The sequence below is a fragment of the Lentzea californiensis genome, from assembly GCF_024648825.1.
Taxonomy (GTDB): Bacteria; Actinomycetota; Actinomycetes; order Mycobacteriales; family Pseudonocardiaceae; genus Lentzea; species Lentzea californiensis.
Genome location: NZ_JANBBE010000012.1, coordinates 102107 through 118290 on the forward strand (window position 1 = coordinate 102107; position 16184 = coordinate 118290).

The 16184-nt window shown below is 68.8% G+C and carries 17 protein-coding genes; 7 read left to right on the forward strand and 10 right to left on the reverse strand.

Features of this window, described 5'->3' with window-relative positions; all coding sequences use genetic code 11:
- Positions 1-26: 26 nt before the first annotated feature.
- Positions 27-527 (reverse strand): GNAT family N-acetyltransferase, encoded by a 501-nt coding sequence (locus LX88_RS33970; RefSeq protein WP_258951883.1) that lies wholly within the window; start codon positions 525-527, stop codon positions 27-29.
- An 85-nt stretch (positions 528-612) separates the two neighbouring features.
- Between LX88_RS33970 and LX88_RS33975 the strand changes: the two genes are divergently transcribed.
- The gene (locus tag LX88_RS33975; protein ID WP_090066790.1) at positions 613-837 is read left to right on the forward strand and encodes a zinc-ribbon domain-containing protein; all 225 of its coding nucleotides are present in this window, start codon (positions 613-615) and stop codon (positions 835-837) included.
- 58 nt (positions 838-895) lie between these two features.
- On the opposite strand, the gene LX88_RS33980 is transcribed toward LX88_RS33975, so the two are convergent.
- On the reverse strand, positions 896-1480 hold the full coding sequence (locus LX88_RS33980; RefSeq protein WP_258951884.1) for a DUF998 domain-containing protein: 585 nt from the start codon (positions 1478-1480) through the stop codon (positions 896-898).
- Between the two features lie 136 nt (positions 1481-1616).
- Here LX88_RS33980 and LX88_RS33985 point away from each other — a divergent pair, with 136 nt between their 5' ends.
- Together LX88_RS33985 and LX88_RS33990 are read left to right on the forward strand one after the other, a co-directional pair.
- Positions 1617-2300, forward strand: a complete 684-nt coding sequence (locus LX88_RS33985) for an SRPBCC family protein (protein ID WP_258951885.1) — start codon at positions 1617-1619, stop codon at positions 2298-2300.
- Positions 2297-3124, forward strand: coding sequence for an alpha/beta fold hydrolase (locus LX88_RS33990; protein WP_258951886.1), 828 nt, complete (start codon positions 2297-2299; stop codon positions 3122-3124). The genes LX88_RS33985 and LX88_RS33990 overlap by 4 nt, the downstream gene beginning before the upstream one ends.
- Here the strand turns inward: LX88_RS33990 and LX88_RS33995 are convergent.
- The 3 genes from LX88_RS33995 to LX88_RS34005 are packed head-to-tail and all read right to left on the reverse strand — an operon-like array spanning position 3034 to position 5267.
- Entirely contained in the window at positions 3034-4239 is a 1206-nt protein-coding gene (locus tag LX88_RS33995) for an MFS transporter (RefSeq protein ID WP_258951887.1), read from the reverse strand. The two genes, LX88_RS33990 and LX88_RS33995, sit on opposite strands and share 91 nt — an antisense overlap.
- A gap of 18 nt (positions 4240-4257) precedes the next feature.
- Positions 4258-4845 carry a Pr6Pr family membrane protein gene (locus tag LX88_RS34000; protein WP_258951888.1) on the reverse strand — a complete coding sequence of 196 codons (588 nt, stop codon included), beginning with the start codon at positions 4843-4845 and terminating at the stop codon, positions 4258-4260.
- A gap of 23 nt (positions 4846-4868) precedes the next feature.
- Positions 4869-5267, reverse strand: coding sequence for a DUF2000 domain-containing protein (locus tag LX88_RS34005; protein WP_258951889.1), 399 nt, complete (start codon positions 5265-5267; stop codon positions 4869-4871).
- Between the two features lie 50 nt (positions 5268-5317).
- Here LX88_RS34005 and LX88_RS34010 point away from each other — a divergent pair, with 50 nt between their 5' ends.
- Positions 5318-6079 carry an AraC family transcriptional regulator gene (locus LX88_RS34010; protein ID WP_258951890.1) on the forward strand — a complete coding sequence of 254 codons (762 nt, stop codon included), beginning with the start codon at positions 5318-5320 and terminating at the stop codon, positions 6077-6079.
- Between the two features lie 4 nt (positions 6080-6083).
- Positions 6084-8681: an AfsR/SARP family transcriptional regulator gene (locus LX88_RS34015; RefSeq protein WP_258951891.1), complete on the forward strand. Its 2598-nt coding sequence runs from the start codon at positions 6084-6086 to the stop codon at positions 8679-8681.
- On the opposite strand, the gene LX88_RS34020 is transcribed toward LX88_RS34015, so the two are convergent.
- The 3 genes from LX88_RS34020 to LX88_RS34030 are packed head-to-tail and all read right to left on the reverse strand — an operon-like array spanning position 8650 to position 11079.
- Complete coding sequence (locus tag LX88_RS34020; RefSeq protein WP_258951892.1) at positions 8650-9672, reverse strand: FAD-dependent monooxygenase; 1023 nt, start codon at positions 9670-9672, stop codon at positions 8650-8652. The two genes, LX88_RS34015 and LX88_RS34020, sit on opposite strands and share 32 nt — an antisense overlap.
- A gap of 50 nt (positions 9673-9722) precedes the next feature.
- Positions 9723-10319, reverse strand: coding sequence for a DUF305 domain-containing protein (locus tag LX88_RS34025; RefSeq protein ID WP_258951893.1), 597 nt, complete (start codon positions 10317-10319; stop codon positions 9723-9725).
- Positions 10320-10323: 4 nt separating this feature from the next.
- The gene (locus tag LX88_RS34030; protein WP_258951894.1) at positions 10324-11079 is read right to left on the reverse strand and encodes a lytic polysaccharide monooxygenase; all 756 of its coding nucleotides are present in this window, start codon (positions 11077-11079) and stop codon (positions 10324-10326) included.
- A 279-nt stretch (positions 11080-11358) separates the two neighbouring features.
- Between LX88_RS34030 and LX88_RS34035 the strand changes: the two genes are divergently transcribed.
- Both LX88_RS34035 and LX88_RS34040 read left to right on the forward strand, forming a co-directional pair.
- Complete coding sequence (locus LX88_RS34035; protein WP_258951895.1) at positions 11359-11832, forward strand: hypothetical protein; 474 nt, start codon at positions 11359-11361, stop codon at positions 11830-11832.
- Positions 11833-11908: 76 nt separating this feature from the next.
- Positions 11909-12448, forward strand: a complete 540-nt coding sequence (locus tag LX88_RS34040) for a DUF305 domain-containing protein (RefSeq protein ID WP_258951896.1) — start codon at positions 11909-11911, stop codon at positions 12446-12448.
- Positions 12449-12602: 154 nt separating this feature from the next.
- On the opposite strand, the gene LX88_RS34045 is transcribed toward LX88_RS34040, so the two are convergent.
- Together LX88_RS34045 and LX88_RS34050 are read right to left on the reverse strand one after the other, a co-directional pair.
- The gene (locus LX88_RS34045; RefSeq protein ID WP_258951897.1) at positions 12603-14138 is read right to left on the reverse strand and encodes a tannase/feruloyl esterase family alpha/beta hydrolase; all 1536 of its coding nucleotides are present in this window, start codon (positions 14136-14138) and stop codon (positions 12603-12605) included.
- A 46-nt stretch (positions 14139-14184) separates the two neighbouring features.
- Positions 14185-16158, reverse strand: coding sequence for an APC family permease (locus tag LX88_RS34050; RefSeq protein WP_258951898.1), 1974 nt, complete (start codon positions 16156-16158; stop codon positions 14185-14187).
- Between the last annotated feature and the right edge of the window lie 26 nt (positions 16159-16184).

Here is a 16184-nt window from a genome sequence, read left to right on the forward strand (position 1 = left end):
TTACCCGGCTGATCGCGAGGTGAACCTCAGTCCGTCGCGAGCCGCGCGTGAGTTTCGGTGTCGAACCGGGCGCCGTCGTAGAGCAACCGGGACCGCTCGACGCCCTCCACCGCGAAACCCGCTCCCGTCGCGACACGACAGGAAGCGGGGTTGTCCATGCGATGCGCGAGTTCGAGGCGGAACAGGCCGAGCTCGGAGAAGGCGAACTCGCTGAGCTCGCGGCACGCCCTGGTCGCCAGCCCCTTGCCGCGCGCCTCCTCCCGCATCCAGTAGGAGACCCACCCGGTCAGGTGACGGCGCTCGACGCTGGACACGGCGACGTTGCCCACGGGAACGCCCTCGTGCAGCACGGCGAACGAGTAGGCGCTGTCGTCGATCTGGCGGGACGTGAGCAGCGCGATCCACTCCTCGGCGGCGGCGAGGGAGTCGATCTGCGAGGTGAACTGGCGGTCCATCATCTTCTCGGCCGACGCGGCCAGGATGATCGGTGCGTCTTCGGGGTACCAGGGCCGCAGCAGGGTGTCCACCTGTCCACCTTCTGAATTCCGCGGGCCCTCTGCAACTCAGAGGGGTGCTCGAACGTCAGAAGGACATCCGGGACGAGGAGAGCAGATGGTCATTTTCGGCTGGCGGACGACGATCGAGCAGTTGCGGATGCTGACGCTGGTGTGCGGGCACTGCCACCACCAGGCGGCGCACAACCTGTTCCGGCGCTACACGAAGCCGACCGTCTTCTTCATCCCGCTGTTCACCATCAGCAGCAAGTACGGGCTGCAGTGCACCTTCTGCGGCGTCTCGTACGACATCAGCAAGATGCACGCGCATCAGCTCGTCTGACAGGCAGGGCAGCCAGGCGCGTACTCGTCGGTGGTGACGCGCCCGCACTCCGGGCAGATCAGCTCGAGAAGGCAGGCCGGCTCAGCTTCAGGGACACGACCGAGGTCCACACCCAGCCGATCGTCGCGACCACGTAGAGCAGCACCGTGCCCCCGGGGTCGCCCAGGAACGCCATCGGCACCATCAGGAGCACGCCCGTCAGGCCGCTCATCACCGCCAGCCACCCTCCGAGCGTACGCGCGAACACGAAGCACGCCCCGATCCAGCCGATCATCGCGAGCCCGAACGCGACGGCGTGCAGAGTGCCGTGCCAGGACAGCGCCGCGGGTGGGCCGTCGGGTGCTCCGGCGGGGAAGCCCATGGCCGGATCCGCCACGAACACCCCGCCGAGGACCATCCCGGCCCCCATAAGGCCGATCAGCCGCGCTCCCCACCGCGTGTGCCTGGCCATGCCCGTCGCCGCGACCAGGAACAGCGCGCCGCTGACGACGAAGTTCGCGATCTGGACCCAGCCCAGTGATCCGAGGCTGAGCATGCTGAACGGGTGCCGCGAGAGGTCGAAGCCCTCTCGGGTGAACGCCTGGGCGTACCCGACGGCGAGGTAGAGCGGACCGGCGACGACGCCACAGGCGATGCGGGACAAGGGTTCCTCCTGGAGTTCGGTGTGGGGAGAACGGAATCACCGACAAGTTTTTTTGTCAAGACTAGAGTCACTGTCTTGACGAAGAGAATCGTCGGCGGCAGGATGGGACCATCACGCACCAGGACAGGGAGAACCGATGGGCCACGAGTTCAAGAGCACCGACGAGATCGAGGTGCCGGCGTCCGTCGAGGACGTCTGGACGGCCATCGCCACAGGGCCGGGCATCGACTCGTGGTTCATGGGCCGCAACGAGGTCGCGAACGGCCAGGTCAAGATGGCCTTCGGCGGGTACGAGCCGACGAGTGGGATCACCGCGTCGGAGCCGGGACGCCACTTCGCGTACAACAGCGGGAAGGCACCCGACGGCCGGTTCGTCGCCTACGAGTTCCTCGTCGAGGGCCGCGAGCACGGCAGCACGGTGCTGCGGATGGTCACGAGCGGCTTCCTGCCCGGCGACGACTGGGCCGACGAGTTCGAGGCGATGACGCTGGGTGGCGCGCTGTTCCGGCGCACGCTGCTCGAGTACCTCACCTACTTCCCCGGCCGCACGGCCCGTCCGCTCACGGTCTTCGGGCCGATGGTCAGCGACTGGGACGAGGCCTGGAAGAAGCTCGACGAGGCGATCGCGGCCAAGCTCCCGGACGCCGTCGAGTTCCACCGCAACGCCCACACCCTCGCGCTGCGCACCGACAGGGGCATGTACCGGTTCATGCGCGGCTTCTTCGGGCCGGTCATCGCCGCCCACCACGTCTTCGAGGGCACCGAGTCCGAGCAGGACTGGCAGGACTTCCTCGACACCACTCTGGGAGAGCAGAAATGACGCGCTTCACGACTTCCGCCGACGGCACCGAGGTCGCCTACTCGATCACCGGTTCCGGCCCCGCGCTGATCATCGTGGACGGCGCGATGTGCCACCGCATGTTCGGCCCGACCACCGAGCTCGCGTCGGTGCTGGACAAGAACTTCACCGTCCACACCTACGACCGGCGCGGCCGCGGCGAGACCGGCGACGGCGCGACGCCGTGGTCGCTGGAGCGCGAGGTCGAGGACATCGACGCCGTGATCGAGGAGGCCGGCGGCAGCGCGTTCGTCTTCGGCGTGTCCTCGGGCGCGGTTCTCGCTCTCGAAGCGGCGTCACGGCTGCCGGGCATCTCCCGGCTCGCGATCTACGAGGCGCCGTTCGTCGTGGACGGCACCTACAAGCCGCGTCCGGCGGACATCGTGCGGCAGATGAACGACATGCTGGCGCGCGGTGACCGCTCGGGCATGCTCACGACGTTCATGAAGATGGTGGGCGTGCCCGGCTTCGGCCTCGCGATCATGAAGCTGACCCCGATGTGGAAGAAGCTCAAGCCTGTCGCGCACACGCTGCCGTGGGATCTCACGATCCTCGGCGACGACGGCCGCGGCTCGAAGCTCCCGGCGAACCGCTGGAACGTCAAGGTGCCGACGCTCGCGATGGACGGCGGCAAGAGCCCCGAGTACCTCCGCAACGCCATGAAGAACGTTTCGGAAGTGCTCGGGGCGGACGCGGAGCACCGGACGCTGCCCGGTCAGACGCACATGTACAAGTCGTCGGTCATGGCGCCGGAACTGGTGGAGTTCTTCTCGCGCGCCCAGCGCACCGCCGGTCCCATCGCGTAACCGGCCACGACGAAAAGCCCGCCGACCGCGAGCCACCCGAGTGCTCCCCAGCCGAGCACGACGGTGGTGAGCAGGGCGGGGCCGACCATGCGCGCGACGGCCGTTCCGGTCGCGAAGAAGCCCTGGTACTGGCCCTGCCGGTCGGCGGGCGCGAGGGAGAAGCTGATCTCCCACGCCCCGGACGCGAGCATCATCTCGCCGAGCACCTGCAGCGCGGCGGCGGCGATCAGCAGCGCCGCCACGGGCCAGGCGCCGAAGCTGAACGCCGTGGCCGCGAAGACCACGCAGGACGCGAACATGATCAGCCCGGAGTGCTTCACCAGCTTCGAGGCCTCGTTGAGGCCGGTGGCGCGCCGCGCGATCCGCACCTGGAAGAGCACGACGGCCGCGGTGTTGAGCACCAGCAACGCGGCCGCCAGCCACGTCGGCGCCTCGGTGCGCTGCACGATCCACAGCGGGATGATCAGGCTCAGCAGCGGCATGTAGAGCAGCATCACGGCGTTGATCAGCGTGATCAGCGCGTACGGGCGGTCCTTGAGGACGTCGAACTTGCCCTTCGCCCTGGTCATCACGGTCTCCGGCAACGTGCTCAGCACGGCTGCCGCGACGAGGAACGCGACCACGTCGAGCACGAACACGGCCGTGTAGGCGATCTCGGTGCCGAGGTGCAGCGCGAACCCGCCCGCCGCGGCGCCGATCGCGATGCCCGCGTTGGCCGTGGACTGGATGCGCGCACGTGCCCGCGTGCGTTCCTCCGGGGTGGTGAGGCCCGCGAGGAGTGCCTGCCTGGACGCCTGCAGACCGCTCTGGAAGCTCGCGTACAGGCACATGACCAGCACGAACGCGGCGAAGTTCCGGGTGAGGAGCAGGATTGCGATGCTGGCGGCGGTGGCGAGCGCCAGCACGACGGCGGTGGTGCGCGGACCCAGGCGGTCGGCGAGGTGTCCGAGCGCGACGCCGGCGACGGCTCCGACGCCCCACGCGAGGGTCAGCGCGAGGCCGACCCGCGCCGCGCTCAGGCCGACGACCTGCGTGAAGTAGAGGGCGGAGACGACGAGGAAACCGCCGTCCCCGATCGAGTTCGTCAGCTGTGCGTACGCGAGTCGCCTGGTCATGTCCTGACCGTAGGGCTGTTATTGGCCCGCGCTGTGGGACAAGGATGCACTGCGTTTCTGGGCCAATTTGTTCCCCGCCCAGGACACCGCGAATGCCAGCACGCCGAAGACCACCGCGACGAACAAGCAGTTCAGGAGCACCGCGCCGTAGCCGTTCTGGCGCGGGTCCATGAACGGGTAGGGGTACCAGCCTGTGATCGGGCCCCTGACCAGCGTGTACACCAGGTAGGCGAGCGGGAACGACAGCCAGGTCCACCACCGCCTGGTCCGCTCGGGCGCGAGCAGCCACTCCACGACCACGAGGATCGGCACGACGGTGTGCAGCACCCAGTTCGCATAAGCAGGTGTCTGCACGTCGATGTCTCGCAGCAGCAGCCAGTACACGATCCCCGTGGTGCCCATGTAGAGCACGGCTGCGCCCCTGATCTGCGCCGACACCGGGCTGAAGACGCCCAGCAACGCCACCACCGCGGCGAAGACGTTCGAGAGCACGGTGAAGTAGCTGAAGTGGTCGGCCGGGCGGAACTTCTCGCCCAGCACGACCACCAGGTAGATCTCCGCCGAAAGAACCAGCAGGAACACGGCCATCCGGAGCAGCTTGATCACGCACGCATTAGAACCCGGTTCCGTCAGGGGTGCATCCGGGCGCCCTTGAAGATCTTGTCGACGGCGTTCTTCTGGCCGTGGACCGCGATCCCGACCAGGTCGAGGTCCTGCGTGTGGACTTTGCGCACGGCGGCCCGGTTGTCGTCGTCGTTGCCGGTCGCGAACAGGTCGGCGGTGAAGATGCTCATCGGCTGCTTGCGGTTGAGGGCGCGCTCGTGGGCCTTCTTGAGCAGGTCCTGGTCGCCCTGCAGGACCACGACGGGCTGGCCGAACATCGACAGGTAGTGCACGTCGTCGGCGTCGACGTAGGGCTCGCCGCGCAGCGTTTCGGGCAGCCCGCTGACGAGGAAGGCGGTGACGTTCAGCGCCTGCCACCCGGCCAGGTCGTCCCGCAGCAGCACAGCGATCTTGGTGTCGAACATGGACACAACGATCGCGGGCAGGCCCGTCACGCGTCTTGTACGTTTCTGACATGAGCGTCACGGCTTGGAAGCCGGACGTGGAGGGCATCAAGGAGGTCTTCCACGCCTCCTTCACCACGCACGTCTACCCAGCGCACACGCACGATGCCTGGACGTTGATGGTGCTCGACACCGGTGCCGTGCGATACGAACTGGACCGCCACGAGCACGGCGCGCTCGTGGACGGCGTCACGCTGTTGCCGCCGCACGTGCCGCACGACGGCCGTTCCGCGCATCCGACCGGGTTCCACAAGCGCGTGCTGTACCTGGACGACTCGGTGCTGCCGGCCGATCTGGTCGGCCAGGCCGTCGACACGCCGATGCTGCCCGATCCGCTGCTGCGGCAACGGGTCCACCAGTTGCACCTGACGCTGGACGAGCCGTTCGAGGCGGCGAGCAGGCTGGCGTTGATCACCGAACGGCTCACACACCACCTCGCCGGCACCGCACCCGTCGTGCACGCGGACCCGACGCTCGCCGACCGGTTGCGGCAACTGCTGGACGCCTCCCTGCCGGACGGGATGACCCTGAACGCGGCCGCGCGGGAGTTGCAGACCAGCCCGACGCACCTCGTCCGGGCGTTCAGCCGCCGGTTCGGGTTGCCGCCGCACAAGTACCTGACCGGCCGCCGGGTGGACCTCGCCCGCGGTCACCTGGTCGGGGGACGGTCGGCGGCGGAGGCGGCGGTGCTGGCCGGGTTCCACGACCAGTCACACCTGACGCGTCACTTTCGCCGTGTCCTGGGTACGAGTCCCGGGCGCTTCGTACGCTGACACCGTGCACATCGGCATACTCGGGCCAGTTGAAGCGCACTCCCCCGACGGCAAGATCGCGGTAGGTGGCCCACGGCCTCGCACTCTGCTGGCGTTGCTGGCGATCCGGGTGGGCGAGATCGTCCCGCTCGACCGCCTGGTCGACGAGCTCTACGGCTCCGAGCCGCCGTCGGACGCCGCGAACGCCTTGCAGGGCCAGGTTTCGCGCCTGCGCCGGGCACTCGGGGACACGTCACTGGTCGAGTTCCACCCGGCCGGCTACCGCCTGGCGCTGCCCGCCTCCGGGGTCGACGCGCACCGGTTCGTCTCGCTGGCGGCGGACGGCCGGCAGGCGTTGGAGCAGGGCGATCCGCAGACGGCGGAATCCCTCCTGTCCGAAGCACTTCAGCTTTGGCGCGGCCCCGCTCTCGCCGACGTCGCCCTGGCCGGCCACGCGACCCGCCTGGAACAACAACGCTCCGCGGCAGCGGGTTCGCTGGTCGCGGCACGGATCCGGCTCGGCAAGGCCGACGTGGCCGAGGTCCAGGACCTGGTGCGGCAGAACCCGTTGGACGAACGCCTGCGCGGCTACCTGATGCAGGCGCTGAACCAGCAGGGCCGCCAAGCCGAGGCGTTGCAGGCGTTCGAGGACGCGCGCGCCCTGCTGGCCGACGAACTGGGCGCCGACCCGTCGCCCGAACTGCGCGCCGTGCACCTGCAGGTCCTGCGCGGCCAGTCCCACCGCGAACTTCCCGCCCAGCTCACCAACTTCGTCGGCAGGCAGGAAGAACTCTCGCGGATCGCCTCGCTCTCCGCCCGGCTCATCACCCTCACCGGCCCCGGTGGCGCGGGCAAGACCAGGCTCGCGCTGCAGGCCGCCGGTCCCGGCGCGATCTTCGTGGACCTGGCACCGGCCAAGGACGTCGCGGCGGCGACGCTGCAGGCTTTGGGGCTCAAGGAGACCGTGCTGGAGCCGGAAGACCGGCTGACGCTGGCGCTGCGCGAGCGCGACACGTTGCTGGTCCTGGACAACTGCGAGCACCTGATCGTCCAGGCCGCACAGCTGGCCCAGCACCTGCTCAGCACGTGCCCGTCGGTGCGCATCCTCGCGACGAGCCGGGAGGCGCTCGGCATCACCGGCGAGACGCTGTGCCCGGTGCCGCCGCTGGACCCCGAGCAGAGCGTGGCGTTGTTCGCCGACCGCGCCCGGCTGGTCAACCCCACGTTCGTGCGGGACCAGCACACGGCCGACATCTGCCGGGAGCTCGACGGCCTGCCGCTGGCGATCGAGCTGGCGGCGGCGCGCACCCGCACGTTGACGACCGAGGAGATCGCCGCCCGCCTGAACGACCGCTTCCGCCTGCTCACCAAGGGAAACCGCGCCGCCGCACCCCGCCACCAGACGCTGCGGGCCGTCGTCGAGTGGAGCTGGGACCTGCTGACGGAGGACGAACGCGACCTGGCCGCGTGCCTCGCGACGTTCAGCGGCGGGGCGAGCCTGGAGTCCGTGGAGGAAGTCTGCCGGCACGACGTCGAGACGCTGGAAGCGTTGGTGGACAAGTCTCTGGTGGAAGCCAGCGACGGCCGCTACCGAATGCTGGAGACCATCCGCGAGTTCTGCTCGGAACACAAGCGCGTCGACGCCGAGCACGCCGCGTACTTCCAGGAGCTGGCCCGCCGCGCGGATCCCGAGCTGCGCCGGCGGGACCAGGTGCGGTGGTTCACCCGGCTGACCGCCGAGCACGCGAACCTCATGCAGGCACTGGAATGGACCACCTCGTTCGCGCCGGATCAGGCCTTGCGACTCGTCAGTGACCTGGCCTGGTACTGGTACCTGAAGGGCAGCCGCACGGAGGTCCGGGGCGCGGCCCGCCGGCTGCTGGACCGGGTGCCCGAACAGTCCACAGAGGAATACACGGTCCTGCTCGCCCTGGCCGAACCCGAACACGTCCAGGAGAAGCTCCTGGAGTTGCGCGGCCCGATCAAGCAACCGTTCGTGCTCATCGCCTGGGCCATGCTCAGCGGCCCGCCCGACCCGTCCGCGCCGCGCACCGCGTTGCAGGACGAGGTCGAGAACAGCCAGGACCCGTGGATCCAGGGCCTGATCGGCTTCAGCAACGCCTACACCACCTGGACCGCGAGCGGCGACCGCGCCGTCGCGATCCAGCAGTCCCGCGAAGCCCTGCGGCGGTTCCAGGACCTGGGCGAACGGTGGGGATCGGCGCAGGTCCTGGACGTGCTGGCCACCATGACCGAGGACCCGGCCGAAGCTCTCGCGCTGACGGACCAGGCACTGCGGGCCGTCGCCGAACTGGGCGCCGTGGAGGAGCTGGCAGAGCTGCGGGGCCGGCGCGCGGACCGGTTGCTCGACATCGACCAGGACCAGGCCGAGCGCGACTACCTCGAGGCGCTGGAGATGGCGGCGCGGGCGGGGCTGGCCGCCACTCGGGCGCTCGCCCACGCCGGACTGGCCAAGATCGCCCAGCGCCGGGGAGATCCGGCGCGGGCCGAGGAGCTCCTGCTGGCAGCCCAGCAGGAGCTAGGGTTCGGGTGGATGCACACAGCGGCCAAGCAGCAGGTGGACGAGGCGCTCAGCGAACTGTGGCGTACTCGGGGAGTGTGATCGCGGTGGCGGCCCGCAGATCCATCCGCGCGAACATCGGCATCTTCGGCAGCAGACCGAACATCCGGTCCCGCACCCACATCCCGAGCCTGCTGCCGGGCGCGAGGAACGGCCCCGGGTTGCCCTGGCTGCCGCGGGCGTACGGCCTGATCCGCGCCTCGTACCGGGCGAAGGCGTCGCCTCCCGCCGCCATCTCCCCCGCCAGGACGTAGGCGGAGACGACCGCGAGCCCGGTTCCCATGCCGCCCAGTGTGGAGCCGTACCCGGCGTCGCCGATCAGCGTGACCCGCCCGGAGCTCACCGCGGGCATGCGCACCTGGCTGATCGAGTCGAAGTAGACGCCTCGCGCCACCACCTCGTCCGGCATCAGCTCAGGAGGGATCGGCGACTTGTACAGCAGCCACCCCGGCGAGGTCAGCACGCCCGGTGAGCAGGTCAGGTCCCGGTCGTCGCCCTCCGCGTCCCAGATCGCGAAGTAGTAGCCCTGGAACTTCGGCCGGTACTCGGGGAAGACCAGCCGCCGCACCCCGGATCGCATCCCGTCCGCGCCGATCACGAAGTCGAACCGCCGTGACGTCCCGTGCGCGAACGTGACGTCCACGCCGTCGCCGTCGTCGTGCAGAGCCGTGATCCAGTCGCCGAACACGTACTCCACGTCGGCAGCGGTCAACTCGTACAGCAGGCGGGACAGGTCGCCACGGAGGATCTCCACGTCCCCGGCGGTGAACGACGCGGGCAGCCGTGCCCGTTCGCGTCCGTCGACGCCGCGGAACACCATGTCCCGCGGCGTGGTCTGCGCGGCCAGCACCGCGTCGAGCACACCCATCCGCCGGAGCACGGACAGGTGCGCCTCGCCGCGGAAGTCCACGGCCTGGCCACCGTCACGCAGCGACGGTGCCCGTTCCACGACCACCGGGGAGAAGCCGAACCGCGTCAGCCAGTGCGCGAGAGCGGGCCCGGCGATTCCCGCTCCCGAGATCAGTACGTCCATGCACGGGATGCAACGCCGGGCCGCTGACCGAACGCTGGCGAAGCGCTGACCTAGGCTCCGCCGATGATCTTGAGCATCTGCGAGATCTGGCCCTGCCGGGTGTTGACCACCCGATCCGCGTAGGCCGTCGTCTCGGGGTTCATGCCGTCCTTCTTCTCGTCGAGCGCCATCTCCACGCCGGCGCCCTGGTGCCCGGCCATCAGGTTGAGGAAGAGCTGGTCGAACTCGGCCCCGCTCTTGTCCTTGGTCTCGTTGATGACCTTGTCGTCGAGCAGCGGCTGACCGCCGTGGGCGGCGTGCAGGTTGGCGCCGTCACCTTCCGGCTTGTCCCACAGCTTCAGCCACGACTTGAGCATCGTGAGCTCCTCGCGCTGGGTCACGTCGATCGCGCCCGCGAGGTCCTTCGCCTCCTGCGTGGTCGCCTTCGCCAGGCCGACCTGCGAGAGGCTGATGCCGAGTTGCAGGTGGTCCACCATCATCTGCACGAACATCACGTCCGCGTCGTTGAACCTCGCACTGGCACCCGGAACGGGTGGTGCGGCGGAAGACGCGCCGTGCCCGTGGGCTCCTTGGCCCTCCGGCACGACCGCCTCTCCGCCGCACCCCGCCAGCGCCAGGACCGCGACCGCGATCACCAGGCGCTTCATCAGGTCAGACCTTCTCCCACAGCGCCGCCACGTTCGGCGGTTCCCAGCCGTTCAGCGACGTGTGCGCCTGACGGCAGCGGTAGGTCGAACCGCCGTAGGTGACGGTCTGACCGGCCGCGTACGACGTGTTCGCCGCCCACGTGCCACCGGCGGGCGGGGGCGTCGTGGTGCTGGACGACGTGGTGGTCGTCGGAGGAGGAGTGGTGGTCGTGGTGGTGGGCGGCGGGGTCGTGCCTCCACCACCGTTGATGTTGAGGTCGATGCACGAGTAGAACGCGTTCACCGTGTCGGCGATGTTCCAGATCGCGTACAGCTTCTGGCGGCCGGAGAACCCGCCGAGGTTGATCGTGTGCGTGGTCGGGTTGTTCGGCTGCTGGTTGTTGCCGGCGACGTAACCGACGCGCGTGTTACCGATGAAGTACTCGTAGTCGCGCGTGGAGTGCCGGGCGGTGAAGGTCCAGGTCAGCGACAGGGTCTGACCGGTGTTGGTGACCTTCCAGGGCAGCGAGTCGTTGTCGAGCGGCGCGAACGGACCGTTCGCACCACTGCAGTTCTTCAGGCCCTTGGGGCCCTCGGCACTCTGCGGCTCGTACTTCGCCTGGCCGCACAGGTCGACGGAGACGTCTCCCCTGGCACACTGCGCCGAACGACTGGCCGGCGACGACACGTAACCGTGGGCGCTCGCCGAACCGACCGGCGTGATCAGGACGATGGCAGGGACAGCGGCCATGACGAGCGCCGCTTTGCGCATGAGTTTCATACTTCCGAACTCCTTGGATCGTTCCCAAACGGGTTGACCCGTAAGCAGGGGGCGGGAACCGGGAGCGCTCTAGATCGCTCGCCGATCCAGTTTCGGTCTGTGGTCTAGACCATAAACCGGGATTTGGAAAACGGTCAAGCGATCACCGGATGCGAACCGAAAACTGGCGCCTGCCAACAAGTTCACGCTCGCTGACAACGTTTACTACCCCATTCGGGTCACCGGATCGGACCAGCCGGCCCAGTGGTACGAACCCCGCACACTGGGTATCCCCGTGCCATGCGTGAATTCGACGAGCCCAGCAGGGCAGCCGGCCCCGGCGTTGTCACCGACGGCCCCGCGGGCGCTCCGACGGTCCTCGTGATCGATCCAGCGGGAGAAGCCGTCCACGACGAGATCCCGGCGACCTGGCGGCCGCTGACCGAGCACCTGCGGATCGTGTGGCTGCGCGCTCCCGCCGCACCGACCTGGAAGTCCACAGTGGACACCGTGTTGACCAGGCACCGCGACGACACGCACGCCGTGCTCGACGTGCTCACCAGCGGACCGCTCGCGGCCGACGTCCTGGACCTCGTGGGATCCCACCAGGACCTCGTGCGCTCAGTCCTGCTGGTCGATCCCGAGATCCAGGTCGACGCCCCGTTCGCCCAGGTCATCCCTCACACGAACACCACCCCGGTACCGCTCCCGCTCGGCCACCCGGACGTGGTCCAGGGCGTGCTCGCGGCGCTCGAACTCCACCGAACCACTTAGGCTGCGAAACTTTCGCTGAACCGGACACATCGGCCACCCGTATCCCTCGGCAGGGAACCGCGAGACGGGAGGCTTCATGCGAGCGCGTCTGCTCATCATCGTGCTAGGGCTGGTTGCGCTGACGGGCTGTTCAACGGTCGGCGGAGGCTCGGGCGAACCGGCGGCCAACGAGGCGGACGCAACGTTCTCGTTGCAGATGATCCCGCACCACCACCAGACGATCGAGATCGCCAAGGTCGCCATGCAGAAGTCCAAGGACGACTTCGTGGTCAACGTGGCGGACAAGATCGCCAACGCCGAGACCGGCGAGATCGAGCAGATGGCCACCTACCTGCGCAGCTGGAACATCCAGGTGCCCGGCAACGACGCCAACGCCACGCACAAGATGGCGGGCATGATGACCGTCAAGGACGTCGAGGCGCTCAAGGCCGCCACCGGCAAGCAGTACGACGACCTCTTCCTCGCGACCCTCTCCCGCCACCTCCGCAGTGGCGTGGACATGGCGAAGACCGCCCAGGCCAAGGGCGAGCACATCGGCTCGAAGGCCCTGGCAGGGAAGATCATCGTGTCGCAGACCGAGGTGCTGGACCAGATCGCCGCCAAGCAGAAGTCCTGACACCGCACCAGGACCAGCACGCCAATCACACGTCCGCAGCCGCGAAGGCAGTGGGCGTGTCGGCGTGTCCGCTGCACCTCAACGCAACGGCGAAGCCGAGCCGAGCCGACGCAAGCCGGCCCGCGCGGTCCCAACCCGCCATCCACAGGCCCCGCTAGGGCGCCACGGGTCCAGACCGGTAGAGGTCCTCGCCGGCCCACCGGATCCGGTCCTCGAAGCCGAACCCAGGCGCAGCGACGAAGTTGGCCGCGTCGTCCACCGAACCCGAGCCGTCGTACCGCGCCCGCAACGGATACGCGAACACCGGCCGGGTGCGCACGACCTTGCCGTCCGAGTCACGCCCCGTGGCCAAGATGCGGGACGGTGCCGAGCCGCCCTCGACCCACGACACGAGCGCGCGGAACGGGTCGAAGTCGGTCAGCGTGTCGCCGCCGGCGCAGTGCCACATCGACGGTACGACGAAAAGCCTTGCCCAGGACGGGGTCTTGCCGCCGGTGAGGCGTTGCCAGTAGTCGAGCGTGCCCTCGAACGGGATGCCCTGGTCGCCCGCGCCGTGCCAGATGATCAGCTTGCCGCCGGCGCGCTGGAACGCGCGCAGGTCCAGCGAGAGCGAGTTCGCCTTCACGGTTTCGGGGACCAGGCGCCGGAACTCGCGGACGGTGAACTCGAAGGACTCCAGCGACGAGTGCGGTTCGCCGATCGGGTAGACGAGGTGCTTGAGGCCGTTGTCGGCCAGTTCGGGGGCGATGCCCCTGCCCAGTCCGGGAGACGGGTTCAGCCAGAACGTCCACGAGATTTCGGAACCGTAGGGCTGGCCGCCGGGGTAGAGCCGCACGCCGCCGTCGGACGGGCCGGCGTAGAGGCGGCGGACGCGGGCGATCTCGTCGTCGGTCAGCTGGCCCGTCAACGCACCCGGATCGAACTCGCACAGGCGCGGATCGTCGATCTGGCCGTCGACGAGACCGTCCAGGCCGTCGCAGGCCGCCATCACCGCGTTGTGCAGCAGGACGATCTTGTCGTTCGGGATGGTGTTGCGCGCGATCCACGCCTGGTAGCCGATCAGCGCGGTGTAGTACGCGCCCGGCGCGGCCGCGATGATGCCGTCGAAGTCCCGCGGGTAGCGCTGGGCCAGGAGCAGGCCCTCGCGGCCGCCGTTGGAGCAGCCGCTGAAGTACGACTTCGACGGTGCCTTGCCGTAGAAGACCGAGATGATGTGCTTCGACACCTTCGACAACGCGTGGGGCGCGCGGAAGAAGTAGTCGTCGCGGGCCTTCTGGTCCGAAGCGGCCCACGTCGTGTCGAACGGGTTCTCCGGCGGGGCCTGGTGTCCGTCGTCCGTCGCGGCCACCGCGGCGTCACCGAAGGCGGGCCCGCAGCCGGACGGAAAGGACGGATCGCCGATGGCTCCACAGAATCCGCCACAGCCGTACTGGTGGTAGCGGCCCTGGTAGCCGCGCACCGGCAGCTTCAGCTGGAAGCCGATGTTCGGTTCGATCGTGCCGCGGACGTCGCAGAACTCCTTGGCACCAGTGACAACGGCGGCGGACGCGACGCGCGTGCGGGCGTCCGGCACGTCGAACGAACGCACCAGATCGGCGCACGAACGCGTGGGAGCAGTGGCGGCGGCGGGAGCGATGCCCGCCGCCACTGTTCCCAAGACAGTGAGCGATGTCAACAACTTGCGGAACATGAAGCGTCCTTCCCCCTGTGTCGGACGTACAGGGGGAGTTTTCCAGCTAACTGACGTGCACGCGTGGCCTTCGAGTCGGATCCGACTCAGCCGAGCGGATGATTTCGCGTACGACCGGAGGCGTGTCGCCGCGACCGAGGATCAGGTAGCGGAAGAGGTGCGCCAGCGGGTTCCCCTCCGACCACTCGAAGTGCGCGTGCGGGATCACGCCGGTCGAGTCGCGCAACGCCAGCAGGATCGCCGCGATCGCGTTCGGTGAGGCGGGAGCGGAGGCACGCAGGACGCGGTGGCCGTCCACCTCGACGCCGGAGACGCACAGGACGTTGCTGAACGCCGACGGGTCGACGATGTCGATCTCCAGGAAGATCACGTCCGCGGATCCCGGCACCGGGTTCATGCCGCGCTGCTCGGCCTCCTTCTCGTCGTACTCCGCCTTGTCTCCGACCTGGCGGCGGTTCGCGATCAACGTGATCAGGCCGTCGTTCGCGATCGTGTCGGTGATGAACCGGCGGGCCTGCTCGTCGAACTTGATCCTGTCGACGCGCAGTTCGGTCGTGCGCGAGATGCGCGACACCAGGGAGATCACCACGATGCCGATGATGAAGCCGATCGAGATCGTGATGCCGTCCGGCTTCTCGATCACGTTCTCCACCAGCGCGTACAGCAGCACCAGCGTCAGCACGGTGAACCCGATGCCCGCGCCGCGCTGCCTCTTGCGCCACGCGGAGACCGTCACCGCGAACGATCCGGACACCATCATCGCCAGGATTCCGGTGGCGTAGGCGCCGGCCTGCTCGTTCACGTCGGCGTTGAAGATGATCGTGATGATGATGCAGATGACCGTGTAGACGATCACGACGGGACGGACGGCCCGGCCCCATTCCGGCGCCATGCCGTAAGAAGGCAGATAGCGCGGCACGATGTTGATGAGGCCGGCCATCGCCGAGGCACCGGCGAACCACAGGATCAGGATGCTGCTGATGTCGTAGACCGTGCCGAACACCTCACCGAGGAGTTCGTGGGCGAGATAGGCCAGCGCACGACCGTTCGCGGGGCCGCCGGGCGCGAACTTGTCCTGCGGCACCAGCACGGTGGTGATGAACGACGTCGCCACCAGGTACACCGACATGATCAGCGCGGCGGTCGTCAGCAGCTTGCGGGTGTTGCGCACCCGGCTGTCGAGGCGCTTCTCCGGCGTGTCACCGGACGCCGCGACCAGCGGCATCATGCTCACACCGGTCTCGAAGCCGGACAAACCGAGCACCAGCAACGGAAACGCCAGGATCGCCGGGCCGATGACACCGAAGAACCCGCCGCCGTGCGCGCCCAGCGCCGACACCCAGCGGTCGAGCGCGTCCGGCGTCGCGAAGACGTCCACGAGCCCCACCACGGCCACCACGGCGTTCAGCGCGAGGAACACCACTACCAGCGGAATCGCGACGCCCACGGCCTCGCTGAAGCCCATCAGGAACACGCCGCCGAGGATCACCAGCAGCACGATCGTCAGCAGGAGCTCCGTGCCGTGCAACGACTCCGGCACGTACGGGTTCTCGAGCGCGTGCACCGAGGCGTCGGCGGCGGACAGCGTGATCGTGATGATCCACGACGTCGCCACGAACCCCAGCAGCACCAGCACGAAGATCTTGCCGCGCCAGAACGGCAGCAGGTCCTCCAGCATCGCCACGGAGCCCTGGCCGTTGGGGCTCTCCCGCGCCACCCTCCGGTACATCGGCAGCATGCCGAACAGCGTCAGCGCCACGATGAGCAACGTCGCCAGCGGGGACAACGCGCCTGCCGCCAGAGCGGCGATGCCGGGCAGGTACGACAGGGTGGAGAAGTAGTCGACGCCGGTGAGCGTCATGACCTTCCACCACGGGTGCGGCTTGGCGTGCGACTCGGGGCTCTCGGGACCCGAGGGCGCCACTCTGTCCGCGAGCAACCACCTGCCCAGCGGTCCGCCGGGAGGAGCCGGCCGTTCCGGACTCGGAACCTCGGCGGGGATGGCGAACTCCGTGCTCATGGCGCAGAGCATGCCACCGTCAGCTG